Annotated in this window: 22 protein-coding genes; 10 read left to right on the top strand and 12 right to left on the bottom strand. The window is 59.1% G+C overall.

What is annotated here, in order from left to right:
• The first annotated feature begins 31 nt into the window (after positions 1–31).
• The 4 genes from RUESEDTHA_RS06270 (at position 32) to RUESEDTHA_RS06255 (ending at position 3,306) form a co-directional block, all read left to right on the top strand.
• Entirely contained in the window at positions 32–358 is a 327-nt protein-coding gene (locus tag RUESEDTHA_RS06270; RefSeq protein WP_180885356.1) for a biopolymer transporter ExbD, read from the top strand.
• A gap of 8 nt (positions 359–366) precedes the next feature.
• Positions 367–732: a biopolymer transporter ExbD gene (locus tag RUESEDTHA_RS06265; RefSeq protein WP_255431634.1), complete on the top strand. Its 366-nt coding sequence runs from the start codon at positions 367–369 to the stop codon at positions 730–732.
• Complete coding sequence (locus tag RUESEDTHA_RS06260) at positions 729–1,859, top strand: energy transducer TonB (RefSeq protein WP_180885352.1); 1,131 nt, start codon at positions 729–731, stop codon at positions 1,857–1,859. The genes RUESEDTHA_RS06265 and RUESEDTHA_RS06260 overlap by 4 nt, the downstream gene beginning before the upstream one ends.
• Before the next feature lie 418 nt (positions 1,860–2,277).
• Entirely contained in the window at positions 2,278–3,306 is a 1,029-nt protein-coding gene (locus RUESEDTHA_RS06255; RefSeq protein WP_171123141.1) for a porin, read from the top strand.
• A 64-nt stretch (positions 3,307–3,370) separates the two neighbouring features.
• Here RUESEDTHA_RS06255 and RUESEDTHA_RS06250 read toward each other — a convergent pair whose 3' ends face one another.
• From RUESEDTHA_RS06250 to RUESEDTHA_RS06230, 5 genes are read right to left on the bottom strand one after another with little or no spacing between them, the layout of a single operon-like run.
• Positions 3,371–3,913: a DUF3833 domain-containing protein gene (locus RUESEDTHA_RS06250; RefSeq protein WP_180885350.1), complete on the bottom strand. Its 543-nt coding sequence runs from the start codon at positions 3,911–3,913 to the stop codon at positions 3,371–3,373.
• Positions 3,910–4,527 (bottom strand): DUF3833 domain-containing protein, encoded by a 618-nt coding sequence (locus RUESEDTHA_RS06245; protein WP_180885348.1) that lies wholly within the window; start codon positions 4,525–4,527, stop codon positions 3,910–3,912. Before RUESEDTHA_RS06245 ends, RUESEDTHA_RS06250 begins: the two co-directional genes overlap by 4 nt.
• Positions 4,524–5,747: an MFS transporter gene (locus tag RUESEDTHA_RS06240; RefSeq protein WP_180885346.1), complete on the bottom strand. Its 1,224-nt coding sequence runs from the start codon at positions 5,745–5,747 to the stop codon at positions 4,524–4,526. Before RUESEDTHA_RS06240 ends, RUESEDTHA_RS06245 begins: the two co-directional genes overlap by 4 nt.
• Complete coding sequence (locus tag RUESEDTHA_RS06235; protein WP_180885344.1) at positions 5,747–6,292, bottom strand: hypothetical protein; 546 nt, start codon at positions 6,290–6,292, stop codon at positions 5,747–5,749. Before RUESEDTHA_RS06235 ends, RUESEDTHA_RS06240 begins: the two co-directional genes overlap by 1 nt.
• Complete coding sequence (locus tag RUESEDTHA_RS06230) at positions 6,243–7,577, bottom strand: NAD(P)/FAD-dependent oxidoreductase (protein WP_180885342.1); 1,335 nt, start codon at positions 7,575–7,577, stop codon at positions 6,243–6,245. The genes RUESEDTHA_RS06235 and RUESEDTHA_RS06230 overlap by 50 nt, the downstream gene beginning before the upstream one ends.
• A 191-nt stretch (positions 7,578–7,768) precedes the next feature.
• Between RUESEDTHA_RS06230 and RUESEDTHA_RS06225 the strand changes: the two genes are divergently transcribed.
• Entirely contained in the window at positions 7,769–8,494 is a 726-nt protein-coding gene (locus RUESEDTHA_RS06225; protein WP_180885340.1) for an SDR family oxidoreductase, read from the top strand.
• Positions 8,495–8,497: 3 nt separating this feature from the next.
• Here RUESEDTHA_RS06225 and RUESEDTHA_RS06220 read toward each other — a convergent pair whose 3' ends face one another.
• Entirely contained in the window at positions 8,498–10,150 is a 1,653-nt protein-coding gene (locus RUESEDTHA_RS06220) for a DUF6504 family protein (protein ID WP_180885338.1), read from the bottom strand.
• Positions 10,151–10,211: 61 nt separating this feature from the next.
• Positions 10,212–10,499 (bottom strand): I78 family peptidase inhibitor, encoded by a 288-nt coding sequence (locus RUESEDTHA_RS06215; RefSeq protein WP_180885336.1) that lies wholly within the window; start codon positions 10,497–10,499, stop codon positions 10,212–10,214.
• A gap of 130 nt (positions 10,500–10,629) precedes the next feature.
• On the opposite strand from RUESEDTHA_RS06215, the gene RUESEDTHA_RS06210 reads away from it, so the two are divergent.
• The gene (locus RUESEDTHA_RS06210) at positions 10,630–11,742 is read left to right on the top strand and encodes an S-(hydroxymethyl)glutathione dehydrogenase/class III alcohol dehydrogenase (protein ID WP_180885334.1); all 1,113 of its coding nucleotides are present in this window, start codon (positions 10,630–10,632) and stop codon (positions 11,740–11,742) included.
• 95 nt (positions 11,743–11,837) lie between these two features.
• Positions 11,838–12,563 (top strand): NYN domain-containing protein, encoded by a 726-nt coding sequence (locus tag RUESEDTHA_RS06205; protein ID WP_180885332.1) that lies wholly within the window; start codon positions 11,838–11,840, stop codon positions 12,561–12,563.
• Between the two features lie 10 nt (positions 12,564–12,573).
• Here the strand turns inward: RUESEDTHA_RS06205 and RUESEDTHA_RS06200 are convergent, their stop codons facing one another.
• The 3 genes from RUESEDTHA_RS06200 to RUESEDTHA_RS06190 all read right to left on the bottom strand — a co-directional run bounded on the left by RUESEDTHA_RS06200 (position 12,574) and on the right by RUESEDTHA_RS06190 (position 17,048).
• Complete coding sequence (locus RUESEDTHA_RS06200) at positions 12,574–13,512, bottom strand: DMT family transporter (RefSeq protein WP_180885330.1); 939 nt, start codon at positions 13,510–13,512, stop codon at positions 12,574–12,576.
• A gap of 155 nt (positions 13,513–13,667) precedes the next feature.
• On the bottom strand, positions 13,668–14,081 hold the full coding sequence (locus RUESEDTHA_RS06195; protein WP_180885328.1) for a group III truncated hemoglobin: 414 nt from the start codon (positions 14,079–14,081) through the stop codon (positions 13,668–13,670).
• Positions 14,082–14,129: 48 nt separating this feature from the next.
• Positions 14,130–17,048, bottom strand: a complete 2,919-nt coding sequence (locus tag RUESEDTHA_RS06190; RefSeq protein WP_180885326.1) for an error-prone DNA polymerase — start codon at positions 17,046–17,048, stop codon at positions 14,130–14,132.
• A 197-nt stretch (positions 17,049–17,245) separates the two neighbouring features.
• Between RUESEDTHA_RS06190 and RUESEDTHA_RS06185 the strand changes: the two genes are divergently transcribed.
• The 3 genes from RUESEDTHA_RS06185 (at position 17,246) to polA (ending at position 20,840) form a co-directional block, all read left to right on the top strand.
• Entirely contained in the window at positions 17,246–17,422 is a 177-nt protein-coding gene (locus tag RUESEDTHA_RS06185) for a zinc-finger domain-containing protein (RefSeq protein WP_171123113.1), read from the top strand.
• An 81-nt stretch (positions 17,423–17,503) separates the two neighbouring features.
• Positions 17,504–17,974, top strand: coding sequence for a hypothetical protein (locus RUESEDTHA_RS06180; RefSeq protein WP_180885323.1), 471 nt, complete (start codon positions 17,504–17,506; stop codon positions 17,972–17,974).
• Positions 17,975–18,044: 70 nt separating this feature from the next.
• Positions 18,045–20,840, top strand: a complete 2,796-nt coding sequence (polA, locus tag RUESEDTHA_RS06175) for a DNA polymerase I (RefSeq protein ID WP_180885321.1) — start codon at positions 18,045–18,047, stop codon at positions 20,838–20,840.
• A gap of 44 nt (positions 20,841–20,884) precedes the next feature.
• Here polA and RUESEDTHA_RS06170 read toward each other — a convergent pair whose 3' ends face one another.
• Both RUESEDTHA_RS06170 and RUESEDTHA_RS06165 read right to left on the bottom strand, forming a co-directional pair.
• Positions 20,885–21,115 carry a DUF2798 domain-containing protein gene (locus tag RUESEDTHA_RS06170; protein ID WP_171240297.1) on the bottom strand — a complete coding sequence of 77 codons (231 nt, stop codon included), beginning with the start codon at positions 21,113–21,115 and terminating at the stop codon, positions 20,885–20,887.
• Between the two features lie 61 nt (positions 21,116–21,176).
• Complete coding sequence (locus RUESEDTHA_RS06165) at positions 21,177–21,932, bottom strand: hydroxypyruvate isomerase family protein (RefSeq protein WP_180885319.1); 756 nt, start codon at positions 21,930–21,932, stop codon at positions 21,177–21,179.
• Between the last annotated feature and the right edge of the window lie 19 nt (positions 21,933–21,951).

Genomic DNA, 21,951 nt, shown 5'->3' with positions numbered 1-21,951 from the left:
CCCTGCACCGTTCGTCAGGCGAAGATTGTCGATGACCCCGCTCATCGACGTTATCTTTCTGTTGCTTTTGTTTTTCATGCTGTCATCAACTTTCGCCAAATACGGCGAGATCGAGCTGAGCAATGCAACAGGCGGAGGCGCGGCCTCAGAAACCCCGGCAGAGCGGCATTTTGTGCAGCTTGGAACCGAACGGCTTGATCTGAACGGTGCACCGATCACACTGGATGAGCTGGGTAATCAGCTTGAAACCGGGCAGGTTCTGGTCAGCCTTGACCCCGATACGACGTCGCAGCGTTTGGTTGATCTGTTGGTCAGGTTGCGTGGGCGTGACGGCCTCAGCGTTTTGGTGCTGGAATGATCCGGTCAATGCGTCCCCACCGCAAGCGCGATTCTACCATCGCGCTGATCAACGTCGTTTTCCTGATGCTGATCTTTTTCCTGATCGCGGGAACCGTGGCGCCGCCGTTGGATCCTGATCTGGATCTTGTCGACACGTCGGATCTTGAAGGTCGGGAACCGCCCGACGCCCTGATCCTGCATGAGGATGGCCGCATCAGCTTTCGCGGTCAGACGACCGACGTCCAAGCCTATATGGAGGGCCGCGAACCCGGCGCGGTCCGGATCGTTCCCGACCGCGCAGCGCCCGCCCCCCGGCTGATCGAGGTTACCGGCGAATTGCGCAGGCTGGGCGCGACCTCGGTTTACGTGGTCACCGAGAAGGCGCTGGAATGATCCGGGGGTCGGTCGTCATAGCGGCTGTGGCCATCCTTGTATCGCTGTTTATTCACGTGATGGGTCTGACGTTCACGGCCCCAAGCCTGTCGGAACAACCAACCAGTGAACGCCCGGCGGACACCGTGGCGCTGGGCAACGCGTTCGAAGACCTTGCCGAAGTGATTGCCGAACCGGTTGAGCCAGAACCGCCCGAAGCGCCTGAACCACCGGTCGAAGCGCCGGAAGAACCGCCCGAGGTGCCCGTCAGCGAGGCGCTTGTTGCGTCTGACAATCCGCAGGTGACGCCCTCGCCGGATTTAGGGGATGCGGAGGTCGTACAACCGGTTGCGACCGAGCCTGTTGAACCGGATGTAGCTGAGACCGAGAATACGTCAGAAGGTGACGACGCCGCCAGCCAGGAGGTGGACGAGACGCCACCTGTTGAGCCGTCCGAGGTTGCTGAAACACCCGAAGGCGCGCCTGACGCGGTCGCAACGCAGGTTGAACCCGTGGCGCCAGAGCCGCAACAGCTTGCCGCGCTTCCATCACCCGAAGTCGCGCCTGTTCCCGAAGTGTCGCCTGTTCCGGTGGTGCCGCTGGAAAACGAAGCTATTGAGCCCGATCTGTCGACGCTGGCTGAATCCGCGGATGAAACCGACGAAACCTCAGATCTCGCTGTGACGTCTTCGATACGCCCGCAGCGACCAGAGCGCACGCCCACTCCGCAAAGACAGGGGGTTCAAGGCGGTGCGCGGGATTTCAGCGCGCTTAGATTTCCGTCGCAGGAGGTAGAGTCGCCCCTGACCACTTACCGGCGCAGGGGGATCGACGCGTTCACTTCGGGCAATACCGGCAGTCGCTCTGGTGGGCGCGGACCGGGGAACTCGAACACGACCAATTACGCGGGCCGGGTGCTGGTACATCTAAACCGCGCGCCGGTGGTGTTTGTGTCTGCGCGAGGCTTTGCGCAGGTGTTTTTCCAGATCAACCCGGATGGATCGCTGGCTTGGGTTGATGTCGTGGACAGTTCCGGATCGCCCGAAGTGGACCGCGCAGCCAGAGCGCAGGTGCGGGCGGCCTCGCCCTTCCCGCCGCCGCCTGGTGGGGTAAGCCGAAAACTCTCGTTCTTCTATACAAGCAATTGAAGGATCCCACAGGTGGGCTGATTGCACAGCTGTCCGTGTAATTTGCAACGATTAAGGCATTTCACCAATGCCGGTTCGAGCAGGATTCTCTTGGTGGACTGCTCGAATTAGGTAAAAATTTCATAATCTTAAAGAACTTACAATTTCAGACGACGGTATTCCTGCCCAGATTTAAAGGGGTAGTTTTGTATTTTTGTGTTCAAATTCTTGTAACGATTCCGGTGACGGCCCTGAACTGCCTGTAAACACACGCAAAAGGGTTTTGTGTTTCGAAGAAAATGTTGTGCAAACATGCAACAGAATTCCGCGCTCTCAATTTGAAATGCTGCGGACCCATTGTGCGCGTAGGTATTTTCTTTGAAGACGCGGCCAGCCGCAATTTTGTGGCTATACTCCTCTCAAAACTTATGGATAAACCATGAAAAAAGTACTCTTTGCATCGACCGCACTGCTTGCGACCGCAAGCGTTGCCGCGGCAGAAATTCGGTTCAGCGGTTACGGCCGTTTTGGTGTTGGCTACCAAGAAGATCGCACCGGCACGGTTGCGAACTTCACCACCACTGCAAGCGGCGACATTGTTCGTGGAACCGGCACCACCGCCAGCGCCACCGTCGACACCGACAACACCATCCTGGTTTCGCGCTTCCGTCTGAACATCGACGCAAACGTCGAAACCGACAGCGGCGTTGAATTCCAAGGCCGTGTTCGTCTGCAAGCTGACGACGACTCGGGCAATGGCGAGCAAAACGAAGCCGGTCTGAACGGCGCTCGTTTCTCGGTCATCTACAGCGGTCTGCGCGTAGACGCCGGCAACGTCTCGGGTTCGTTCGACAACCTGGGTGACTACTTCGGTACCGAGCCGGGCCTGGAACAGTTCCTGGGTCAGTACTCGGGCGTCAACTACTCGTTCCTCGAGTACAGCTCGACCGGTTCGGGCGCAAACGGCGTGTTCTTCCAGTACGCAGTTGGCGACCTGTCCTTTGGTGCTTCGTATGACCAGCGCACCCTGGCTCTGGCGGGTCAACCGCAAGACGCGGACCGTTGGGACATCTTCGCAAGCTACGTCTTCAACAACATCACCGCATCGCTGGCCTATGGTCAAACCGATCTGGTTGACGGCGAAGACCAAAGCCTGACCGTCTTCACGCTGGGCGCTGAACTGGGCGACTTCTACGGCACCCTGTTCGTTGCAGACGATGACGTCATCGACGACGCGGAAAACGGCACCGCATACGGTTTCTCGGTTTCTTACGACCTGGGCGCAGCAACCACCCTGCAGCTGGTTTACGGCGACGGTTCGGCTGACGACGACACTCGCAACATCGGTGTTGGCGCCATCTACGACCTGGGCGGCGGTGCATCGCTGCGCGGCGCAGTCGGCGAGATCAAGGATGGTGACGACGATGGTCGCATCCGTGCTGACTTTGGTGCTCAGTTCAACTTCTAAGTTGACCTGAACCATCAAGGTTCAAGGGCGGGTCGTCTGACCCGCCCTTTCTTGTTTCAGCTTTCTACTTCTTTTCGAAAAACAGAATGACTTCGCCCAGCCGGACACCGTACCGCGAGACATAGGCGCGGTTCAGCAGACGATCGTCTGACAGCAGCCACATCCAGTCATCGAAATTGACCCGCATCGTGCCATCCTTGACGGGCAGGTCGATCTTGTATTTCCAGTTGAACGTGTCTCCACGCTCTACTCCGCTGGCGGTTCCAAGAACGCCGGGCGCGGTACCGGTCCAGGTGTCCTCACCCGTTTTGGTCAGCGTCCAGATCCGTTGCTCGGTGGCCCCGTCGTCATATACGAAATCCTCAACCAGCGTCAGAGTTTCACCGTCCCATGTGCCTTCGATTTCGACGGTGAACCTGCGCGGGACGTTACCCAGAATGTCCTGAAACTGGCCATATGCGACGGTCTTGCCTTCAAAAAACTCTTCCAGATTCAACTGGCGATCAGACAAGAAGGTTTTGGGCACGCGCGGTTTGGCCGAGCAGGATGCCAGAATGGACACGCCGACAATCGCAATCGCCCATATCAGAAAACGCCGCCAGTTCATTGAATCGTCCTCGTTTCTGACGCGCCGTCATAGCCATTCGCGCCGTTCAGATGGGCGGCCTTGGTTTCCGGTGCGGGGCGCATTGTGGCCACAAGTTCAGCGACTTTGATGCCGAATTTGCGCATCTCGGACCTGTTCATGATCACCCCGTTTTCGGTCAGGTACATCCAGTCGGTAACATCCAGCGTATGCCCTCCGGCGTCTTCGGGCAGAATGATGCGATAGGTCAGTTTGACGGTCGCCCCCGAAATCGTACCTTTCCCTTCACCCACGATGTCGTCCGCTGTTGCGGTAAAGGTATTCCCGGTGCCCAGTGTCAGATACCATTTGCGGACCATTTCCTTGCCGTTGGAATACGTAAAGTACTCGGCCAGCGTTCCGGTATTTCCGTCCCATTCCCCGACCATGCGGGCGACAAAGCTGTTCGACATCTTGCCGTTGGGTCCATAGATCAGCCCCTCGGACAGGATTTCACCGTTCAGCGCCTCTTTCATTTTGAACGCGGGTCCTGTCCCGGCATAGTCCGCAGGCGATTGCGCGCGAAAACTCAGAAGGCGGCCTCTGGCGACAAGAATGGCGAGGATGGCGAGTAGAAGGGTTACGACAAGGTTCATTTGGCTGATACCTCAGTTGGCAGCGTCAGGACCATTCCGAACGCGCCGAGTTTCAGGATGCAGGGCAAAACGGCATAGGCGAGGTTAAGCGTCTGCAACGCCGCCGCCGAATTGGTTTGTCCCGGTGTAAAGCCGTTGCGTTCCAGCAACGGCAGAGTGAAGAAGGCCGCGAGAGCAAGGCCCAGCTTGCCTGCGAAGGACCAGATACCAAACGCAGCCGACGCGTTCAGACCGGCACGGGTCAGGGCGACCGAAAACATTGCGGGCAGCACGACCATGTCCGCACCCAACGCCGCACCTGAAGCCAGACAGATCAGGGCGAACCCGGTCAGGTTTCCGGCGGATAATGTGGCTGCGCCGATAAACCCAGCAATCGCCAGCGGCATCGCAATCATCAGAGTCTGTTTGGGCCCAATTCGATTGCTGAGGCGTGCCCACAAGGGAACGCTCGCCCCGGCGCTGAGGAAGAACAGGATAAGCAGAGGACCGGCCATTCCAGGCAGTTGCAGGCGATCTTCCACAAAAAACAGAAACAGGGTCGATGTTATTGCAACGGGTAAGCTGTTGACCAGCGCCAGCGCCAGCAGACGCAGCGCCCCGGCCTGTCCCAGCCCGGTAAGCGACAATCCCTGACCGGTGATCGGGGTGCGCTGCCAGATAGGGAAGGTCACGATCAGCGTGATGATAGCCAGAACACCCAGAAACAGTCCAAAGGCAGGATAGCCCTGAGCGCCCGCGCCAAAGGCCACAAACAGGGCGGGTGCGCTTGCGGCAAGAACGACGCCGGCCAATTGCCCGCCTTCGCGATAAGCCGCAAGGGTCATCAGCTCATTGGCCTCGGGGTGTTTCGCCAGCGTGGCGCTGCGGCCGTAGAGCAGGATTGTCCCAAGGCTGTAGGCGGAAAAGAGAAGTATCAGAATAGATACTAACACGGACAGTTTTGCCCCATCGGGCAACGAAAACAGTAATGGAAACCCAACGGCGAGGCCAAGTGCGGCCAGTGTCGCGAACAGTGCCTGCGCCCTTGGCCAGCGATCTATGGCCCAGCCGATCAGCGGATCTTGGACCAAGTCCACCAGACGGATCACCAAAAGCACGGTTCCGATGACCCCCAGCCCAATGCCCAAATTGACGGCAGCAAAACGCGGCAAGTGAATATACAGCGGAATACCCGCCGCAGCGAGCATCAGCGCATAGAGACTGACGCGCGGGTACAGCATCACTGCCCCTTCAACTGGCGGGTAAATCTGGCGCTTCGTGTGTCTGCGCCAAGGAAAATGGACATGAAGGCCCGTTTTGCGCCGGGATAGGACAGGGTGCAGGTCTTTTGTCCGTTGCGCCAAAACCCGACCTTGTTAGGGCCTTCTGATATCGCGATATAGCTGTCGCCCTTGCCGACCGCCTTATAGCACCCCTCAAGCGCGCTTTGCGACGGTGCTGGATTCCCTTGCCGCGCCATCTCTTCCAACGTGGACTCGACCAGAGCCTTTTGCTTGAGGGTCTTCCGGTAGGTCAGCTTCAGGCCAAAATCGGCGTCCCAACTGAACGCCGCGCCGTCCGGAGTGAAAAGCTGCGCGTCATAAACCGGTATGCCCAGAAACCGAAAGGTCGCGCTGCCGATCTGTTGCGGGTTGGACAGGTTTTGCGAGATCGGAGAGGCCGCCAGCCCCCCCGGAATCGACAGCACAAGACAAACCAGTGCTGCGCGTGATGTATCACAGATCCGCTGAGACAGGGATGGCCGGATCTTTTGCAAGAATGCCATTTTCCGCTCCGAGGGTTTGCGGGACGCCGTTCAAAAGCCTGACGACATGCATCGCGCTGGCGATCCCGTCTTCGTGAAAACCGTGCCGGTTGTAAGCACCGGCAAACCAGGTTCGGTTCTGTCCCTGCATCTCACGGATTTGCCCTTGTGCCTTTAGGGCTGCCTTGTCGAATACCGGGTGGGCGAACTCGACCTGGTCATAAATTTTATCCGCAGGAATGTCTGAACCCGCGTTCAGCGATACAAACAATGGATCGCTGTCGGGGATGTTCTGCAAACGGTTCATCCAATAGGTCACGCCCACGTTTCCAGCTTGCGAGCGATAGGTCCAACTGGACCAGCACGCGCGTCGCCGGGGCATCTGGCGGGGATCGCAATGCAGGATCGCGGCGTTCGGCTGATACCGGATCGCGCCCAGAGCGTCACTTTCGGCAGGTGTCGCGCTATCGCCAAGGATGGCCAGCGATTGATCTGAATGGGTGGCCAGAATGATTTCATCGAACTGGTCGATCTGCCCTTGGCTGTGAACCGTGACACCGGCGTCGTCGCGCTGCACGTGATCGACAGGGGCGGCCAGACGGATGTCGCAGCCGCGCCCGCGCAGTGCGGCGTCGATGCGGCGGACATATTCGATACTGCCGCCTTTGACCGTGTACCACTGATGCTGTTTGGCGCGTCCGCTGGCCAAAAGGGCGTGGTTGCGGAAAAACTGAACCAGAGACCGAGCCGGGAATTGATCCACGAACTCGACCGGGGTCGACCAGATCGCACCGCACATCGGCATCAGGTAATTATGGCGGAACCAGTGACCAAGGCGCAGTTGGTCGACCAATTCACCGATGGTGGTGTCATCATCCTGCGCGGCAACGGGGGCCTCTTTGCCGAACCGCAGGATGTCCGCGATCATCTTGTAATAAGCCGGTCGCGCCAGATTGCGTTTCTGGGCTGTCAATGTGCGCAGATTATTCAGGCCGTATTCGATGCGACCATTGTCGATTGTCGCGCCAAAACTCATTTCCGATTTGATGACGGGAACATTCAGCTCATCGAACAGTTTTGTCAGATAGGGGTAGGTCACATAGTTGAAGACGATGAAACCGGTATCCACCGGCTGATCCCCATTCTTGCCCGCCATCACCGTTCTGGCGTGGCCGCCCAGTCTGGGTTCGGCCTCAAAGACGGTCACGTCGTTATTTTCTGAAAGGTAGTAAGCTGCGGAGAGACCTGAGATTCCTGCGCCAATTACTGCGATTTTTTTCCGGACGCCCCGGGATTCGTCGAACATTCAAGCCTCGTTATGTGACATTTTACAATAAGATACGCAGAAAGGGCCGGGGTGGATCAATCGGGTTATGAGAATTTCAGCAATGAAAACTGCCAAATCTTTAGGCGTTGAGGCCTGTTTCCGGTCCCGGCGCGTGATCCATTGCTTTGGCGTGGCCGTAAAAGCATCACACGAAACGAAACGGTCGTCGCATGAGCAGCTTTGAAGGAAAAACCTATTGGATTATTGGCGCAAGCGAGGGCTTGGGGCGCGCTCTGGCCGACGCGCTTGACCATCAGGGCGCGCGCCTGATCCTGTCCGCGCGCAATGCCGATCGTCTGAACGAAATCTGCGCAACGCTTCCCAATGCTCGGTCCATACCAATGGATGTGACCGATTTAGACTCAGTTCGTGACGCAGTAGCCAAGGCCGGGCCTGTTGATGGGCTGGTCTATAATGCGGGCGCTTATGATCCAATGCGCAGTGCTGACTGGAATACCGAAGCGGCCCTGGCCATGAGCGATGTGAACTATCTGGGTGCCGTTCGCGTGTTGGGGGAAACAGTTCCAGGATTTGTTCAGGCCGGTCGCGGTGAGATTACCTTGATCGGGTCCCTGGCGGGGTATCATGGCCTGCCAGCCGCTATCGGGTATGGGGCAAGCAAGGCGGCGTTGATTTCATTGGCGGAAACCATGCGACACGATCTGGCTGGGTCTGGCGTCACGGTGCGGATCGTAAACCCGGGTTTCATCAAAACCCGCCTGACCGAGAAGAACAGTTTCAAGATGCCGATGCTGATGACGCCCGAGGATGCGGCCGCCCGCGTGGTCAAGGCAATGTCGCGGCGTCGGTTTCGCACTGATTTCCCTGCTCCGTTTTCCTGGGTGATCCGATTGATCGACTATCTGCCTGATCTTCTTGTCTATCGCGGAAAATAGACTCTAACAAAACTGACCGTGGCAAAACCAACCTGCTGACATGGTGCCGCCATGCCCGTAAAACAGCCAGAGCCGCTCTCCTTGTTCGGTCACTACCACCCAGTAATCGCGCACGCCGCTGCGCCAGTTGGGATCGTCCAGCCACCATTCCGGCGCGATCCGTTCCGGGCCGGTCGCCTGTGCCAACTGCCAGTCCCGCCCACGCCAGCGAAAGGTGCTGGGCACGTCTGGGGTTTCGGGGGCCATCACCGGTTCGGGTTGCCACATCTGCAAGGGGCGTGGGCGCGGCGGCGCGGGCCAGTCGCGCGCAGGTTCCGACCATGCGGCAGCCAGCACCTGCGCGGTTTTCTCGGGGATGTGCGAGGCCGCAGGGTGCCGTCGTGTGATCGCCTCCAACCCGACCCGTGCGCCCAGTTTACCGATCAGGTCCTCGACGGCGGTGTTACCCGCCAACCGCTCGCGCAAGGCGCGGCGTGCCTCGGCATGGCCGGTCATGGTGCGCGCGTGGATCGGTTCGGTCTGCACCGCTTCAAGCCGCAGCATGTCGATGCCATAACCCGCGTCAATCTTATCAATTTTCATCTCTAATAAAGGGCGAATGCGATGTTTGTCATAGGTCGGGCGGGCCAGACCGACCTCGATAACCTCGGCTGCCTGATCGGTACGATGTGCCTCAAGCCGTAATGTTCGTACCCCGCGGGCTTTCTCCTCCAGCTTGGTGCAAAGGATGGGCAGAACCCGGTCGATGGCGGCCATCACATCCTCGGTCAGGCCAATCGGGTTGGGCAGGGTCATCCGCACCGCAAAGTGATGTGGCGGGCGGGCGGGTGAGACCGGCTCGGGCGCGCTGCCCATCGCCTGATCCAGCCGCAACACCAGCCCGCGCCCAAATCGCCGCGCCAGCGAGGCACGCGGTTGCCCCAGCAGATCGCCGATCCGGCGCAGGCCCAGACGGTTCAACTGCGCGACCACCTGATCCTCAAGCCGTAGCGCCGCGATGGGCAACGGGCTGAGCGCGCCGTAGGATTGCCCCGGCGCCGCGATCCGTGCACCACCGCCCAATGCCATCACCTGCGGCGCGGCACCGCCCTTGGTCCAGTGCCGCCGTTTGGTGGCGCGGGCGCGGGTGGCGCGGGCCTCTTGGCTGATGGCGTCGCCGTTGCGGTCCGATGTAGCCTCTTGCCCGGCATAACGCGCCAGCGCCCAAGCTGCGCCCAGCGTGTCGGCGATGCCCATCTGCACGCTGAGGCCCATATCAGCGCAGTCGGTTTCGATCACGTTCAGCAACGCCTCTTCCCCGCCGAACAGATGCGCGCAGCCCGACAGGTCAACGATCAACCCATCCGGTGCTTCTTCGGCCACCCACGGGCTGAACTTGCCCACCCAACGGCGCAGCGCGGTCAGAAAAGCAGCCTCGGCCGGGGCGTTGCGGGGGCGGGTGATCAGGGCGGCGCACATGGCGTGGGCATCGCGCACAGGCTGACCGACACGCAACCCGGCTGCCTGCGCCTCATCATTCAGCGAGGTGACAACCTGCATGTTCGACTGTTCGGCCACCACAGCCAAAGGCCCATTCTGCAGCCCCCGCGCAGCGCGGACCAGCCGTTCAGCCCCCAGGCGGGGGAACCAGAGTGAAAGTATTCGGCGTTTGGGCATCGGCAGACATCAAAATGTTCCCACTTTGTTCTTATCCGAGAATCATGCCCCGAGTCCACGCTTACCCGCAGGTCAGACGTTGAATGATCCCTGCGCCATCGACATACACGTTCAGCCGGTCAATGCGGTAATCCTGCGTGGCAATCCCATCGGGCCCCAGGATGCGCGACCGTTCAGGCAATTGCGCCTGAATAGTCGAGACCGGTTGGCCGACGGAATCGGCGAACGCCTCGCCCTGACAAAAGGCCAGATCAACCGCAGAAGCTTCGGGCTGAGTCGCCGCAGTTTCGGTCGCGGGTGTCTCTGCACAGGCTGCCAACAGGACCAGCGCGGGTAAAAATCGATGCATTGGCGTTTCTCCTCGTGACAACGTCGTTACTGCAATATCAAACAATTAGCCAATCTGTCACGAAAGCACAGTTGAAAACACCCTGCAATTGACGCAGGGTCGAGGCATATAAGACAGGGAGACAAGCACAATGCGTACCCGTGCCGCCGTCGCCGTTCAGGCGGGCAAACCTTTGGAAGTGATGGATGTAAACCTTGAAGGCCCCAAAGCGGGCGAGGTTCTGGTCGAGATCAAGGCCACCGGTATCTGCCACACGGATGAATTCACCCTGTCAGGCGCCGACCCCGAGGGGCTGTTTCCCGCGATTCTGGGCCATGAAGGTGCGGGCGTTGTGGTCGAGGTCGGCCCGGGCGTGACCAGCCTGAAGCCGGGCGATCATGTGATCCCGCTTTACACCCCTGAATGTCGTGAGTGTGAATACTGTCTACATCCCAAGACCAACCTGTGTCAGGCGATCCGTGAAACGCAAGGTAAGGGCCTGATGCCCGACGGGACCTCGCGCTTTTCAACATTGGATGGTGATCCGATCCTGCATTACATGGGCTGCTCGACCTTCTCGAACCACACGGTTCTGCCGGAAATCGCGCTGGCCAAGGTGCGCCAGGACGCGCCGTTCGACAAGATCTGCTATATCGGTTGCGGTGTCACCACCGGGATCGGAGCCGTCATCAACACCGCCAAGGTTGAAATCGGCAGCCGCGCCATCGTGTTTGGTCTGGGCGGTATCGGCCTGAACGTGATCCAAGGCCTGCGTCTGGCCGGGGCCGATCAGATCGTCGGCGTTGATCTGAACCCCGCCAAGGTAGAAATGGCCACGAAATTCGGCATGACCGATTTCGTAAATCCGGCCGAGGTTGAAGGCGATCTGGTGCCTTATCTGGTCAATCTGACCAAAGGCGGTGCGGATTACACCTTTGACGCCACTGGAAATGTCGGCGTGATGCGTGACGCGCTGGAATCGGCGCATAAGGGCTGGGGTGAATCGATCATCATCGGCGTGGCACCAGCGGGGGCCGAAATCTCGACCCGTCCGTTCCAACTGGTCACCGGGCGGTCGTGGCGTGGCACGGCCTTTGGCGGCGCACGTGGCCGGACCGATGTACCCAAGATCGTCGACTGGTACATGGAAGGGAAGATCGAGATTGATCCGATGATCACTCATACGATGGGTCTGAACGACATCAACCAAGGGTTCGACCTGATGCATAAGGGTGAGAGCATCCGATCGGTCGTAATCTACTGAAATAGTCAAAATAAATTCACAGGGCGGGCTTTTGTCCGCCCTTTTTTGTTCTTACATTCACCCTCAGGAATACCATCTCAGGTTGAGGGGTTGAATTGACGACACGGAATACTGACCGCCTTGCGGTTCTGATTGATGCAGACAATGTGCCTGCGAAACATGCGGCAGAGATTTTTGAAGAAATTGCCACATTGGGTGAAGCTGGCTTAAGAAGAATTTACGGAGATTTCTCCAACGGCTCGCCGCAGGGATGGAATATCCAATCTCTGGCGGACTATGCCATTGTTCCCCACCAGCAATTTGCGAACACTACTGGTAAGAACTCCAGCGATATCGCGTTGGTTATTGACGCAATGGATATTTTGCATTCCGAGCGGTTCAGCGGGTTTGTATTGGTATCTTCGGACAGTGATTTCACCCGTCTTGCAAGCCGCATTCGAGAGCAGGGCTTGGACGTGTTTGGAATAGGCGAGCGGAAGACGCCCAAGGCGTTTGTGGCCGCATGTAACAGGTTCATCTACATCGAAAATATCGAAAAGCCGGAAGAAAACGTATCGCAAAACAAAAAGGCTGAAAGTGTAAAAACGAAGCATGAATTGAACCATGCATATCAGTTGATCCGGAATGTCGTTTCGAACACAAATGAGCCTGACGGCTGGGCAAGCCTTGGTTTTGTCGGAAGTCAGTTGGGTAAGATGTATCCCGACTTTGACTCACGAACTTATGGCCACAAAAGACTGAGCGATCTGGTGCGGGCCATTGATCGTTTGGAAAAGAGCGGTACAAACGGCGACCTTAAGATCAGATGTGGGGAAGTTTGAGTGGAGGGTATTAATCGCCCGGCCGCGTCGCCCCTGTATCCGAGCGCGGTGACCGCACCCGTAGAACCGGTGTGTTGACCGACGAGGTGTTCGCCCGGCTCTCGCGCCAGACGACGAACACACCTGACGCGATAATGATGCTGGCTCCGACCGCGACCCAGCCATCGGGCCGCTCGCCAAAAAAGACCATGCCGAACAGCGTGGCCCAGATGATCTGGCTGTACTGGCTGGGCGCGACGACCCCGGCGGGCGCGGCGCGATAGGCCAGAATGATCAGGTGCTGGGCGATGACTGAAAACACACCAACCAGCGCCATCATCGCCAGATGCAGCAGCGAGGGTGGCAGGTAGACTGCGGGTTGGGCCACACTCATCACCATGATGGCCAGTAACATAGGGTAGAGGATCAGCACGGCCGAGCGTTCCTCATTCCCGATCTTGCGTACCAGAACGGAGGCAAACGCACTGCAGAACGCAGCGGTCAAGGCGGCAATATGGCCAAGCGTGATGTCCGTCGCCCCGGGGCGCAGGACGATCAGCACGCCGATCAGACCGACGCCGACGGCGGCCCAGCGCTGAGCGCGGACAACTTCACCAAGGATCGGGATCGACAGAACTGTGACGATCAGCGGGAAGGAAAACAGCAGCGAGTAAACCTCGGCCAGTGGCAAGACTGAAAAGGCATAAAACGCGCAAGACATCGCTGTAACCATCAGGCCGGATCGCAACAGAACCAGCCAAGGGTGATGCGGCAGGAAATTCCCGGTGGTCCGGTCGGTCAGAATCGTCACCGCCATTGGTACAAACGAGAATAGTGTGGCGAAAAAGATGATCTGCATCACCGAGTAGGTGCCACCCAGAACCTTGATCAGGGCGTCATGGCTGGCAAAAACCGCAAAGCCAAGAAACGCATAGCCAAGTCCCCGGAGGGTGGTGTTTTGAGTGCTCATTGCTGTGGTCTCGGTCACTGGGTCGGTGTGGCGGCGATCTGCCTTTACAGCGCGAACGAATTCCCCGGCTGTCTTTTGTGTTGATTAAACCCAATTTGGCGAAGCGCATAGTCCCTATTTTACCGCTAACATCGCAAAGCTGCCGTTATGGGCGGTCATCGCAGGATTGGCGGTGCGTCCTTTGGCTGGCGCGCGGATTGCACGCCCGCCTTCATCCCCACGCCGATCCTTCGGGCCAAAGCAACCCACGGGGTTGCGGTTTCGGACGGCAGGGTTTGGGTGGCGACCTCTTCGAACAGGTCGAGCCAATGGGCGAACATCTCGGGCTGCACGTCTGGCCGTTCGCTATGAATTCGCTGCGGATTGCCGTCATAGCTGCGTTCAAACAGGATGGCGTTGCGCCAGAAGGCGGCGATCTTGTCCTCATGCGCGGGCCAGTCGTGCACGTGTTTGTTGAAAACCGGCCCCAGAACGGCGTCCTTTCGCACGCGAGCATAGAAGGCGCGGACCTGTGCATTGATCTGGCCCGGTGTCGCGGGGAAGCGCGGGGGCAGGGTGGGTCTGGTCATGGGCGTCCCGATTTCGACTCTGTTGCAAGGCAATATTCGGTTCTACCGTCACGCAACAGGTGTGGTTTTGTCGCGCGCCTCGGGCGTCAGCAGATGCCGGATCAGGGCCACCGGATGCGCCTTGAGGCTGAGGCGGGTGGCCACGTAATCCTCGACCACCTGTTCGCCCAGCGTCATCTGCGGCAGATAAGCTTCGGGTTCATCCAATGCCTCGCCCTCCAGATCCTGTGAAAACAGCGGCAGGGGCTTCGCGGTCGCAATCGCCTTGGCCTGCCACAACGCCTCGCGCCGTGTCAGGTCACAGGCGGCAAAGGCGTCGGCTTCGGCCAGTCGTTCGATCACAGACGGGCCAAGCCCGGCCCGCCGCCATACGTCATCAACCTGATGGTAGCCATTACCCCGCGCGGCGGTCAGCCAGCTGGCGTCTTCCTCGCTCAGGCCCTTGATCTGGCGGAACCCAAGCCGCAGGGCCAGCCCGCCATGGCCATCGGGTTCCATCACATTGTCCCAGAAACTGACATTGATGCAGACCGGGCGCACCTGAACACCATGTTCGCGCGCATCGCGCACGATCTGGGCGGGGGCATAGAACCCCATCGGTTGCGAGTTCAGTAAAGCGCAGGCGAAAATCCCCGGATGGTGGCATTTGATCCAGGCTGAGGCATAGACCAGCAGTGCAAAGCTGGCCGCGTGGCTTTCGGGGAAACCATAGGACCCAAAACCTTCGATCTGCGAGAAGCACCGTTCGGCAAAGTCGTCGTCATAGCCGTTGCGTTTCATCCCGCGCAGGAAAAGCGCGCGGAATTCGCTGACATTGCCGTGCTTCTTGAACGTGGCCAGCGATCGGCGCAGCCGGTCCGCCTGTTCCGGGGTGAAGCCCGCGCCGACGATGGCGATCTGCATCGCCTGTTCCTGAAACAGCGGCACGCCCAGCGTTTTGCCCAGCACCTCGCCTAATGCGTCCGAGGGGAAGCTGACCTCTTCCTCGCCATTGCGGCGGCGGATATAGGGGTGGACCATGTCGCCCTGAATGGGGCCAGGGCGGATGATGGCGACCTCGATCACCAGATCATAGAAAGTGCGCGGCCGCATCCGGGGGAGGAAGTTCATCTGCGCACGTGATTCCACCTGAAACACCCCCACCGAGTCCGCTTTGCACAGCATATCGTAGACCTCGGGATCCTCGGGCGGCAGGGTGGCGAGGGTATAGCCAGTCTGGTGGTGCTGCGTGATCAGATCGAATGCCTTGCGGATACAGGTCAGCATCCCAAGGCTGAGGACATCGACCTTCAGAATACCCAGACTGTCGATATCGTCCTTGTCCCAGCAGATAACCGTGCGGTCCTCCATCGTGGCGTTTTCGATGGGGACAAGCTCGTCCAGACGCCCCTCGGTGATGATGAAACCACCCACATGCTGCGAGAGATGCCGGGGGAAGCCGTCAATCTCATATACCAGCATTAGAGTCTGTTTCAGGCGACGATCCCCAGGATCAAGGCCGATCTCTCGCATCCGTTCGGCCTCAAGCCCCTTGGACGAGAAGAACCCCCAAAGCTGTGAAGACAGGGCCGAGATCGTGTCTTCGGTCAGCCCCATGGCGCGCCCGACCTCGCGGATCGCACGCTTGCCGCGATAATGGATCACGGTGGCGCACAGCCCCGCGCGGTGGCGGCCATAACGGTCATAGATGTGCTGGATCACCTCTTCGCGGCGTTCATGTTCGAAATCGACGTCAATATCGGGCGGCTCGTCCCGCGCCTCGGACACGAAACGTTCAAAGACCATCGTGCCCAGCTCGGGGCTGACCTCGGTGATGCCCAGGCAAAAACAGACCACCGAATTGGCGGCTGATCCGCGCCCCTGACACAGGATATCGCGGGACCGGGCGAATTTGACGATGTCACGGACGGTCAGGAAATAGGGTTCGTATTTCAGCTTGCCGATCAGGGTCAGTTCATGCGCCAACATCTTTTTGGCCTTCTCGGATGCGCCCGCCGGATAGCGCCAGTTCAGTCCCTCATACGCCAGACGATGCAGGCGCTGGGTCGGGGTTTCCTGTTCACTGCCCTCGCTGGGGTATTCATAGCGCAGCTCATCCAGCGAGAATTGCAGCTGTTCGCTGAGCATATGGGCGCGGGTGACGGCCCCTTCATGGCCCTTGAAGATACGTAACATCTCGGCCTCGGACCGCAGGCGCTGTTCGCCATTGGCCAGCGCGTCGCGCCCCAGATCATCGACCTTGCGGCGCAGGCGGATGGCGGTCAACACATCGGCCAACTTGCGGCGGGCCCCGTGGTGCATCATCGGCGCGGCACTGGCGATTGTGGGGGTGCCAATTTGCTTTGATTCAGTCTCTAATAAAGAGAAATACGCACTGTCTGCACCGTCATATCGGGGGTGTATCAACAGATGCATCCGCCCAGCAAAGCGGCGCGTCAACTGTTGTGCCTGTGCCCGCCAAGGGTTTGCGCCGCCCTGCGACGGGGTCGCTTGTGGCCAGAGCAGCAGGTGGAGGCCGTCAGAGAATTCCATCAGGTCCGACAGATGCAAGATACAGTCGCCTTTCTCGGCCCGCAGGCGACCCGTCGACAATATACGACACAGGTTGCCCCAGCCCTGCCGGTTCAGGGGCAGGGCGGTGACGGTGGGCGCATCGGTGAAGATCAGCCGCGCCGCCGGGATCAGGCGGGGGACTGCGTGGACCGGGTAAGAAGGTGGTTTGGGGATATGATCGGGGCAGGGTGGGCCGATGGGCGTGTTCTGTCCTTCCCATTGCACACGTTCGCGCACCTTTCGGGCGATCTCGCGGGCTTGGGTGTGGGCGCGCACGATCCCGGCCACCGAGTTGTCATCGGCAATCGCAACGGCAGGCAGGCCTAGCATCACGGCGCGCTCCATGTATTCCTCGGGGTGGGATGCCCCGGTGAGAAAGGTGAAGTTCGACGTGATCGACAATTCGGCATACATGGCGATTCCACATTATATTCACCTTTTGTTCTTTTTCGAGTCCTTTGCGCAGGAAACGGGTCGCCTGGCTTTGCCAGGTCACAGTTGATCCTGATTGCCGCATCTCACATGCGGCACTTGCCCCCGGTTTGCGCATCGCTCATAAACGCAGTCACACATGCCCCGCGAGGCCGACAACCGAAGAAGGATCGCCAGCCGTGACCATCGAAGCGCCGGAAACCAAGATCGTGGAAACCACCCGAGTTGCCTGTGACGGCGGCGAAGGCGCGTTGGGCCATCCGCGCGTGTGGCTGCAAATCCCCGAGGATACCGGTTGGGTCGAATGCCCCTATTGCGATTGCAAATATGTCCTGAAGGGCACAGATCAGGGCTGATCGCCTTTTCAAAGGGTGAACGCCAAAATCTCGCCGCGTTTTTTGTGCTAAGGCTCAATCGCAACCAGCCCGGTGAGAGTGATGACAGACCTTCACGCTACTGACACAGCAAATCCTGTTTTTGGTTGGACAGGATTTAGCCTCGCGTCGATTGCGCTTTTTGCAGCTCTCTTTGTGTTCTGGGCAGGACCGTTCGCGCCGCAGCAATCCACCGGGGTTTCCTTGGGAGAATTGGCGGCCGAGATCGGTAAATCCACGCTGCGCGCCGCGGCCGGGCTTGAGCAGCCCGAACCGGTTGCGCCGACCCGTGATCTGGACGATTTCCTGCGTATCGGGGTCGCCATGTTGGGCGGGCTGGCAATTGTGTTGTCCGTTGTTGGTATCCTGCGCCACGAAAAGAGACGCCCCGCTATTGCAGGCGTTGCCATTGGCGTGGGCGCGATCCTGTTCCAGTTCTTTGCCTTTGCATTTTTCGCCTTCCTCGGTGTGTTGGTTATCATGGCGCTGCTGAACAGTTTCTCGGACGTCTTCAGCGGTCTGTTTGGTGGATAAGCCGCGTTCCTGACTGGTCACGCGCGCAGCCCTGTGGCAGAACCATCCCTGACCGACAGGGAGAGCGCGCATGAGCAATTTCGGAAAAGGATGTCACCTGCATCTGATCGACGGATCGGCCTTTATTTTCAGGGCCTATCACGCTCTGCCCCCGCTGACGCGAAAATCCGATGGGCTGCCGATCGGCGCCGTTTCGGGGTTCTGCAATATGCTGCAGAAATATGTCGAGGGGAACGCCGGACCCGACGCGCCGACCCATGTGGCGGTGATTTTCGACAAGGGCTCGCACACGTTCCGCAATGATCTTTATGACCTGTACAAAGCCAACCGCGAGGCGATGCCCGAGGATCTACGGCCACAGATGCCCCTGACCCGCGAGGCGACCCGCGCCTTCAACATCGCCTGCAAAGAGCTTGAAGGCTATGAGGCGGACGACATCATCGCCACGCTGGCTGTTCAGGCGCGTGACGCGGGTGGGCGCGTGACGATTGTCAGTTCGGACAAGGACCTGATGCAGCTGGTCGGCGGTGGCGTGGAAATGCTGGACGCGATGAAGAATAAACGCATCGACCGTGATGGTGTGTTCGAGAAATTCGGCGTCGGCCCCGAACGGGTGGTCGATGTGCAGGCGCTGGCAGGCGACAGTGTGGATAACGTGCCGGGCGCGCCGGGCATTGGGGTCAAGACGGCGGCCCTGTTGATCAACGAATATGGCGATCTGGAAACGCTGCTGGACCGCGCGGAAGAGATCAAGCAGCCCAAACGCCGCCAGACTCTGATCGAAAAGCGCGACCAGATTGAGCTGTCGAAAAAGCTGGTGCAGTTGGACGAAAACACCCCGTTGGACTTCACGCTGGACGATCTTGAAGTGAAAGACCCCGAGCCGGACACGCTGCTGGGTTTTCTGGCGGATATGGAGTTCCGCACCCTTACCAAACGCATTGCCGACAAGCTGGGGGCCGAGGCCCCAGTGATCGCCGATGCGCCCGCGCCCGAGGTTGTATCTGAGGCCGAGGATATCCCCTTTGACGCCGCGAAATACGAGTGCGTTCGGGATGCAGCAGCGCTGCAGGTGTGGATCGACCGGGCCTATGAAACCGGCTGGGTCGCTGTCGATACCGAGACCACCGGTCTGAACGAGATGATCGCCGATCTGGTGGGCATTTCGCTGTGTGTTGAGGCGGGTGAGGCTTGTTATATCCCGCTGACTCACCGCGATGGGGATGCAGATGATCTGTTCGGGTCCGATACGCTGGCCGAGGGGCAGATGCCACTGGATGCGGCTTTAACCCTGCTGAAACCGATGCTTCAGGACCCGTCGATCCTGAAGATCGGGCAGAACATGAAGTATGACGCCAAGATTTTCGCGCGCTATGGTGTGGAAGTGGCGCCGATCGACGACACGATGCTGATGTCTTATGCGATGCATGGGGGCGAGCATGGGCATGGCATGGATACTCTGTCAGAACGCTATCTAAATCACACACCGTTTCCGATCAAACCGCTGCTGGGGTCCGGCAAGTCGGCCATCACCTTCGACAAGGTGCCGATTGATGAGGCCACCGCCTATGCCGCCGAGGATGCGGATATCACGCTACGCCTGTGGAAACTGTTCAAGCCGCAACTGCATCAGGTGCAGGTGGCGACTGTCTATGAGACACTCGAACGCCCTCTGGTGCCGGTCCTCAAGGAAATGGAGATGCACGGGATCAAGGTGGACCGCGACGTCCTCAGCCGCATGTCCAACGCCTTTGCACAGAAAATGGCTGGGTTAGAGGCTGATATTCACGAGTTGGCCGGTGAGAATTTCAATGTCGGCTCGCCCGCGCAACTGGGTGAGATTCTCTTCGACAAGATGGGGCTTGAGGGCGGCAAGAAGGGTAAGACCGGGAAGTATTCGACCGGGGCCGATATTCTGGAAGACCTCGCAACCGAGCATGAGTTGCCCCGCCGCGTGCTGGACTGGCGGCAACTTTCCAAGCTGAAATCGACCTATACGGATGCGCTGCAAACCCATATCAATCCCGATACGGGCCGGGTACATACGTCTTATTCAATCACGGGGGCGAACACGGGCCGTCTGGCCTCGACCGATCCAAACCTGCAAAACATCCCGGTGCGCACCGAAGAAGGCCGCCGCATTCGTGAGGCGTTTATCGCCGAGCCGGGTAACGTGATGGTCAGCCTCGACTATAGCCAGATCGAACTGCGGATTTTGGCCCATATCGCGGATATCCCGGCGTTGAAACAGGCATTCTCGGACGGGTTGGACATTCACGCCATGACCGCATCCGAGATGTTCGATGTGCCATTGAACGAGATGACGCCGGATATTCGCCGTCAGGCCAAGGCTATCAATTTTGGTGTGATCTACGGGATTTCAGGCTTTGGTCTGGCGCGTAACCTGCGCATTCCACGGGCCGAGGCGCAGGGCTTTATCGACCGCTATTTCGAGCGTTTCCCAGGTATCAGAGCCTATATGGACGACACCGTCGCTTTCGCCAAAGAGCATGGGTATGTGCAGACGCTGTTTGGCCGCAAGATCCACACGCCCGAGATCAACGCCAAGGGGCCGCATGCTGGGTTTTCGCGCCGGGCGGCGATCAACGCGCCGATTCAGGGGACAGCGGCGGATGTGATCCGGCGCGCGATGGTGCGGATGCCGGATGCGATCCACGGGCTGCCCGCCAAGATGTTGTTGCAGGTGCATGACGAATTGCTGTTCGAAGTGGCCGAGGATGCGGTGGATCAAGTGATCGGTATTGCGCGCGACGTAATGGAGGGCGCGTCTGACCCGGCGGTGAAGCTGGACGTTAAGCTGAGTGTCGATGCCGGGCAGGGTGCCAACTGGGCCGAGGCGCATTAAGGGCGCGCTGCTCATCAGGCCCGATGGGCCCTCTTCGCAGCGGGTCAGTCCTGCGGCCTGACCAGTCGGTTGACCAGCCGTTGCACGGTGGGGCCGAGAATCAGAATAACCGAGAACGCGATCGGCCAGCAAAAAGCCCAGGATGCCATCCAGTCGCCCGCCGTGTTTGGCCCCAACCCGATCGCCTTGACCGTGGCGATGCCTGTGACGATGCAGGACATCAGGCCCGACATGATCAGGCTGAACAGAGCGCGGGCATAGCGGGCAGGGAGCATTGATCGAATCCTATAGTCTCGGTTTCTTTCATCTGCGGGATTTATAAAGCAAATGCCAGAGCTAGGCGCGCATCCACTTCAGGCTGTTGACCGTTTGCGGTGTTGAGGGCACGTATTCGGCGCTGACCCACCCTGTATATCCCGCCTCATCCATTGCGGTGAACAGGGCGGGAAAATCGGTTGGCCCCCGCCCGGGTTCGGATCGGTCTGGTGCCGCGCCAATTTGAGCGTGGACCACGTTGGCGTTACACCGGGTCCACACGTCCAGCGCGTTGCCGTGGATCATATGGGCGTGAAAGCTGTCGAATTGCAGGCCGACATTGGGGCGGTTCACTCGGTTCAGAACATCAGCGGCCAGGTCATAGTTGTTCAGGAAATACTCTGGCTGCGAAATTGGGTTCAGCGGCTCAATCGTGAACTGTTGCTGGGGCGCGAAATCGGCAGCCCATTTTAGGTTATCCACGAAACAGTCCAGCGCATCACGGCCCGAGGCATAGCCCGACATGATGTGGATCAGCCCCGGTTTCAGTACATCGGCGTAACGCATCACGCGACGAATATCCGATTGGAACCGTGCTTCGCCGCCGGGGACTGCTGCATAGCCCGGTTGTCCGCCTGTGTAATTCGGTGGCGGCGCGTTGATCAGGACAAGGTCCAACCCATTGGACAGCAAGGCCCGCCGCGTTTCCTTGGCGGCCAGATCATAGGGAAACAAAATCTCAACGGCTTGAAACCCGGCTTCTGCTGCCGCCTGAAACCGGTCGAGATAGGGAAGTTCTGCAAAGAGCAGCGAGATATTGGCGGCAAATTTGGGCATTGGCAGGTCCGGGTTTTAG

This window comes from Ruegeria sp. THAF57 (genome assembly GCF_903914075.1).
Lineage (GTDB): Bacteria > Pseudomonadota > Alphaproteobacteria > Rhodobacterales > Rhodobacteraceae > Ruegeria.
The sequence above is the reverse complement of the archived record's forward strand: the minus strand, read 5'-3'. Positions and strand labels throughout refer to the sequence as shown.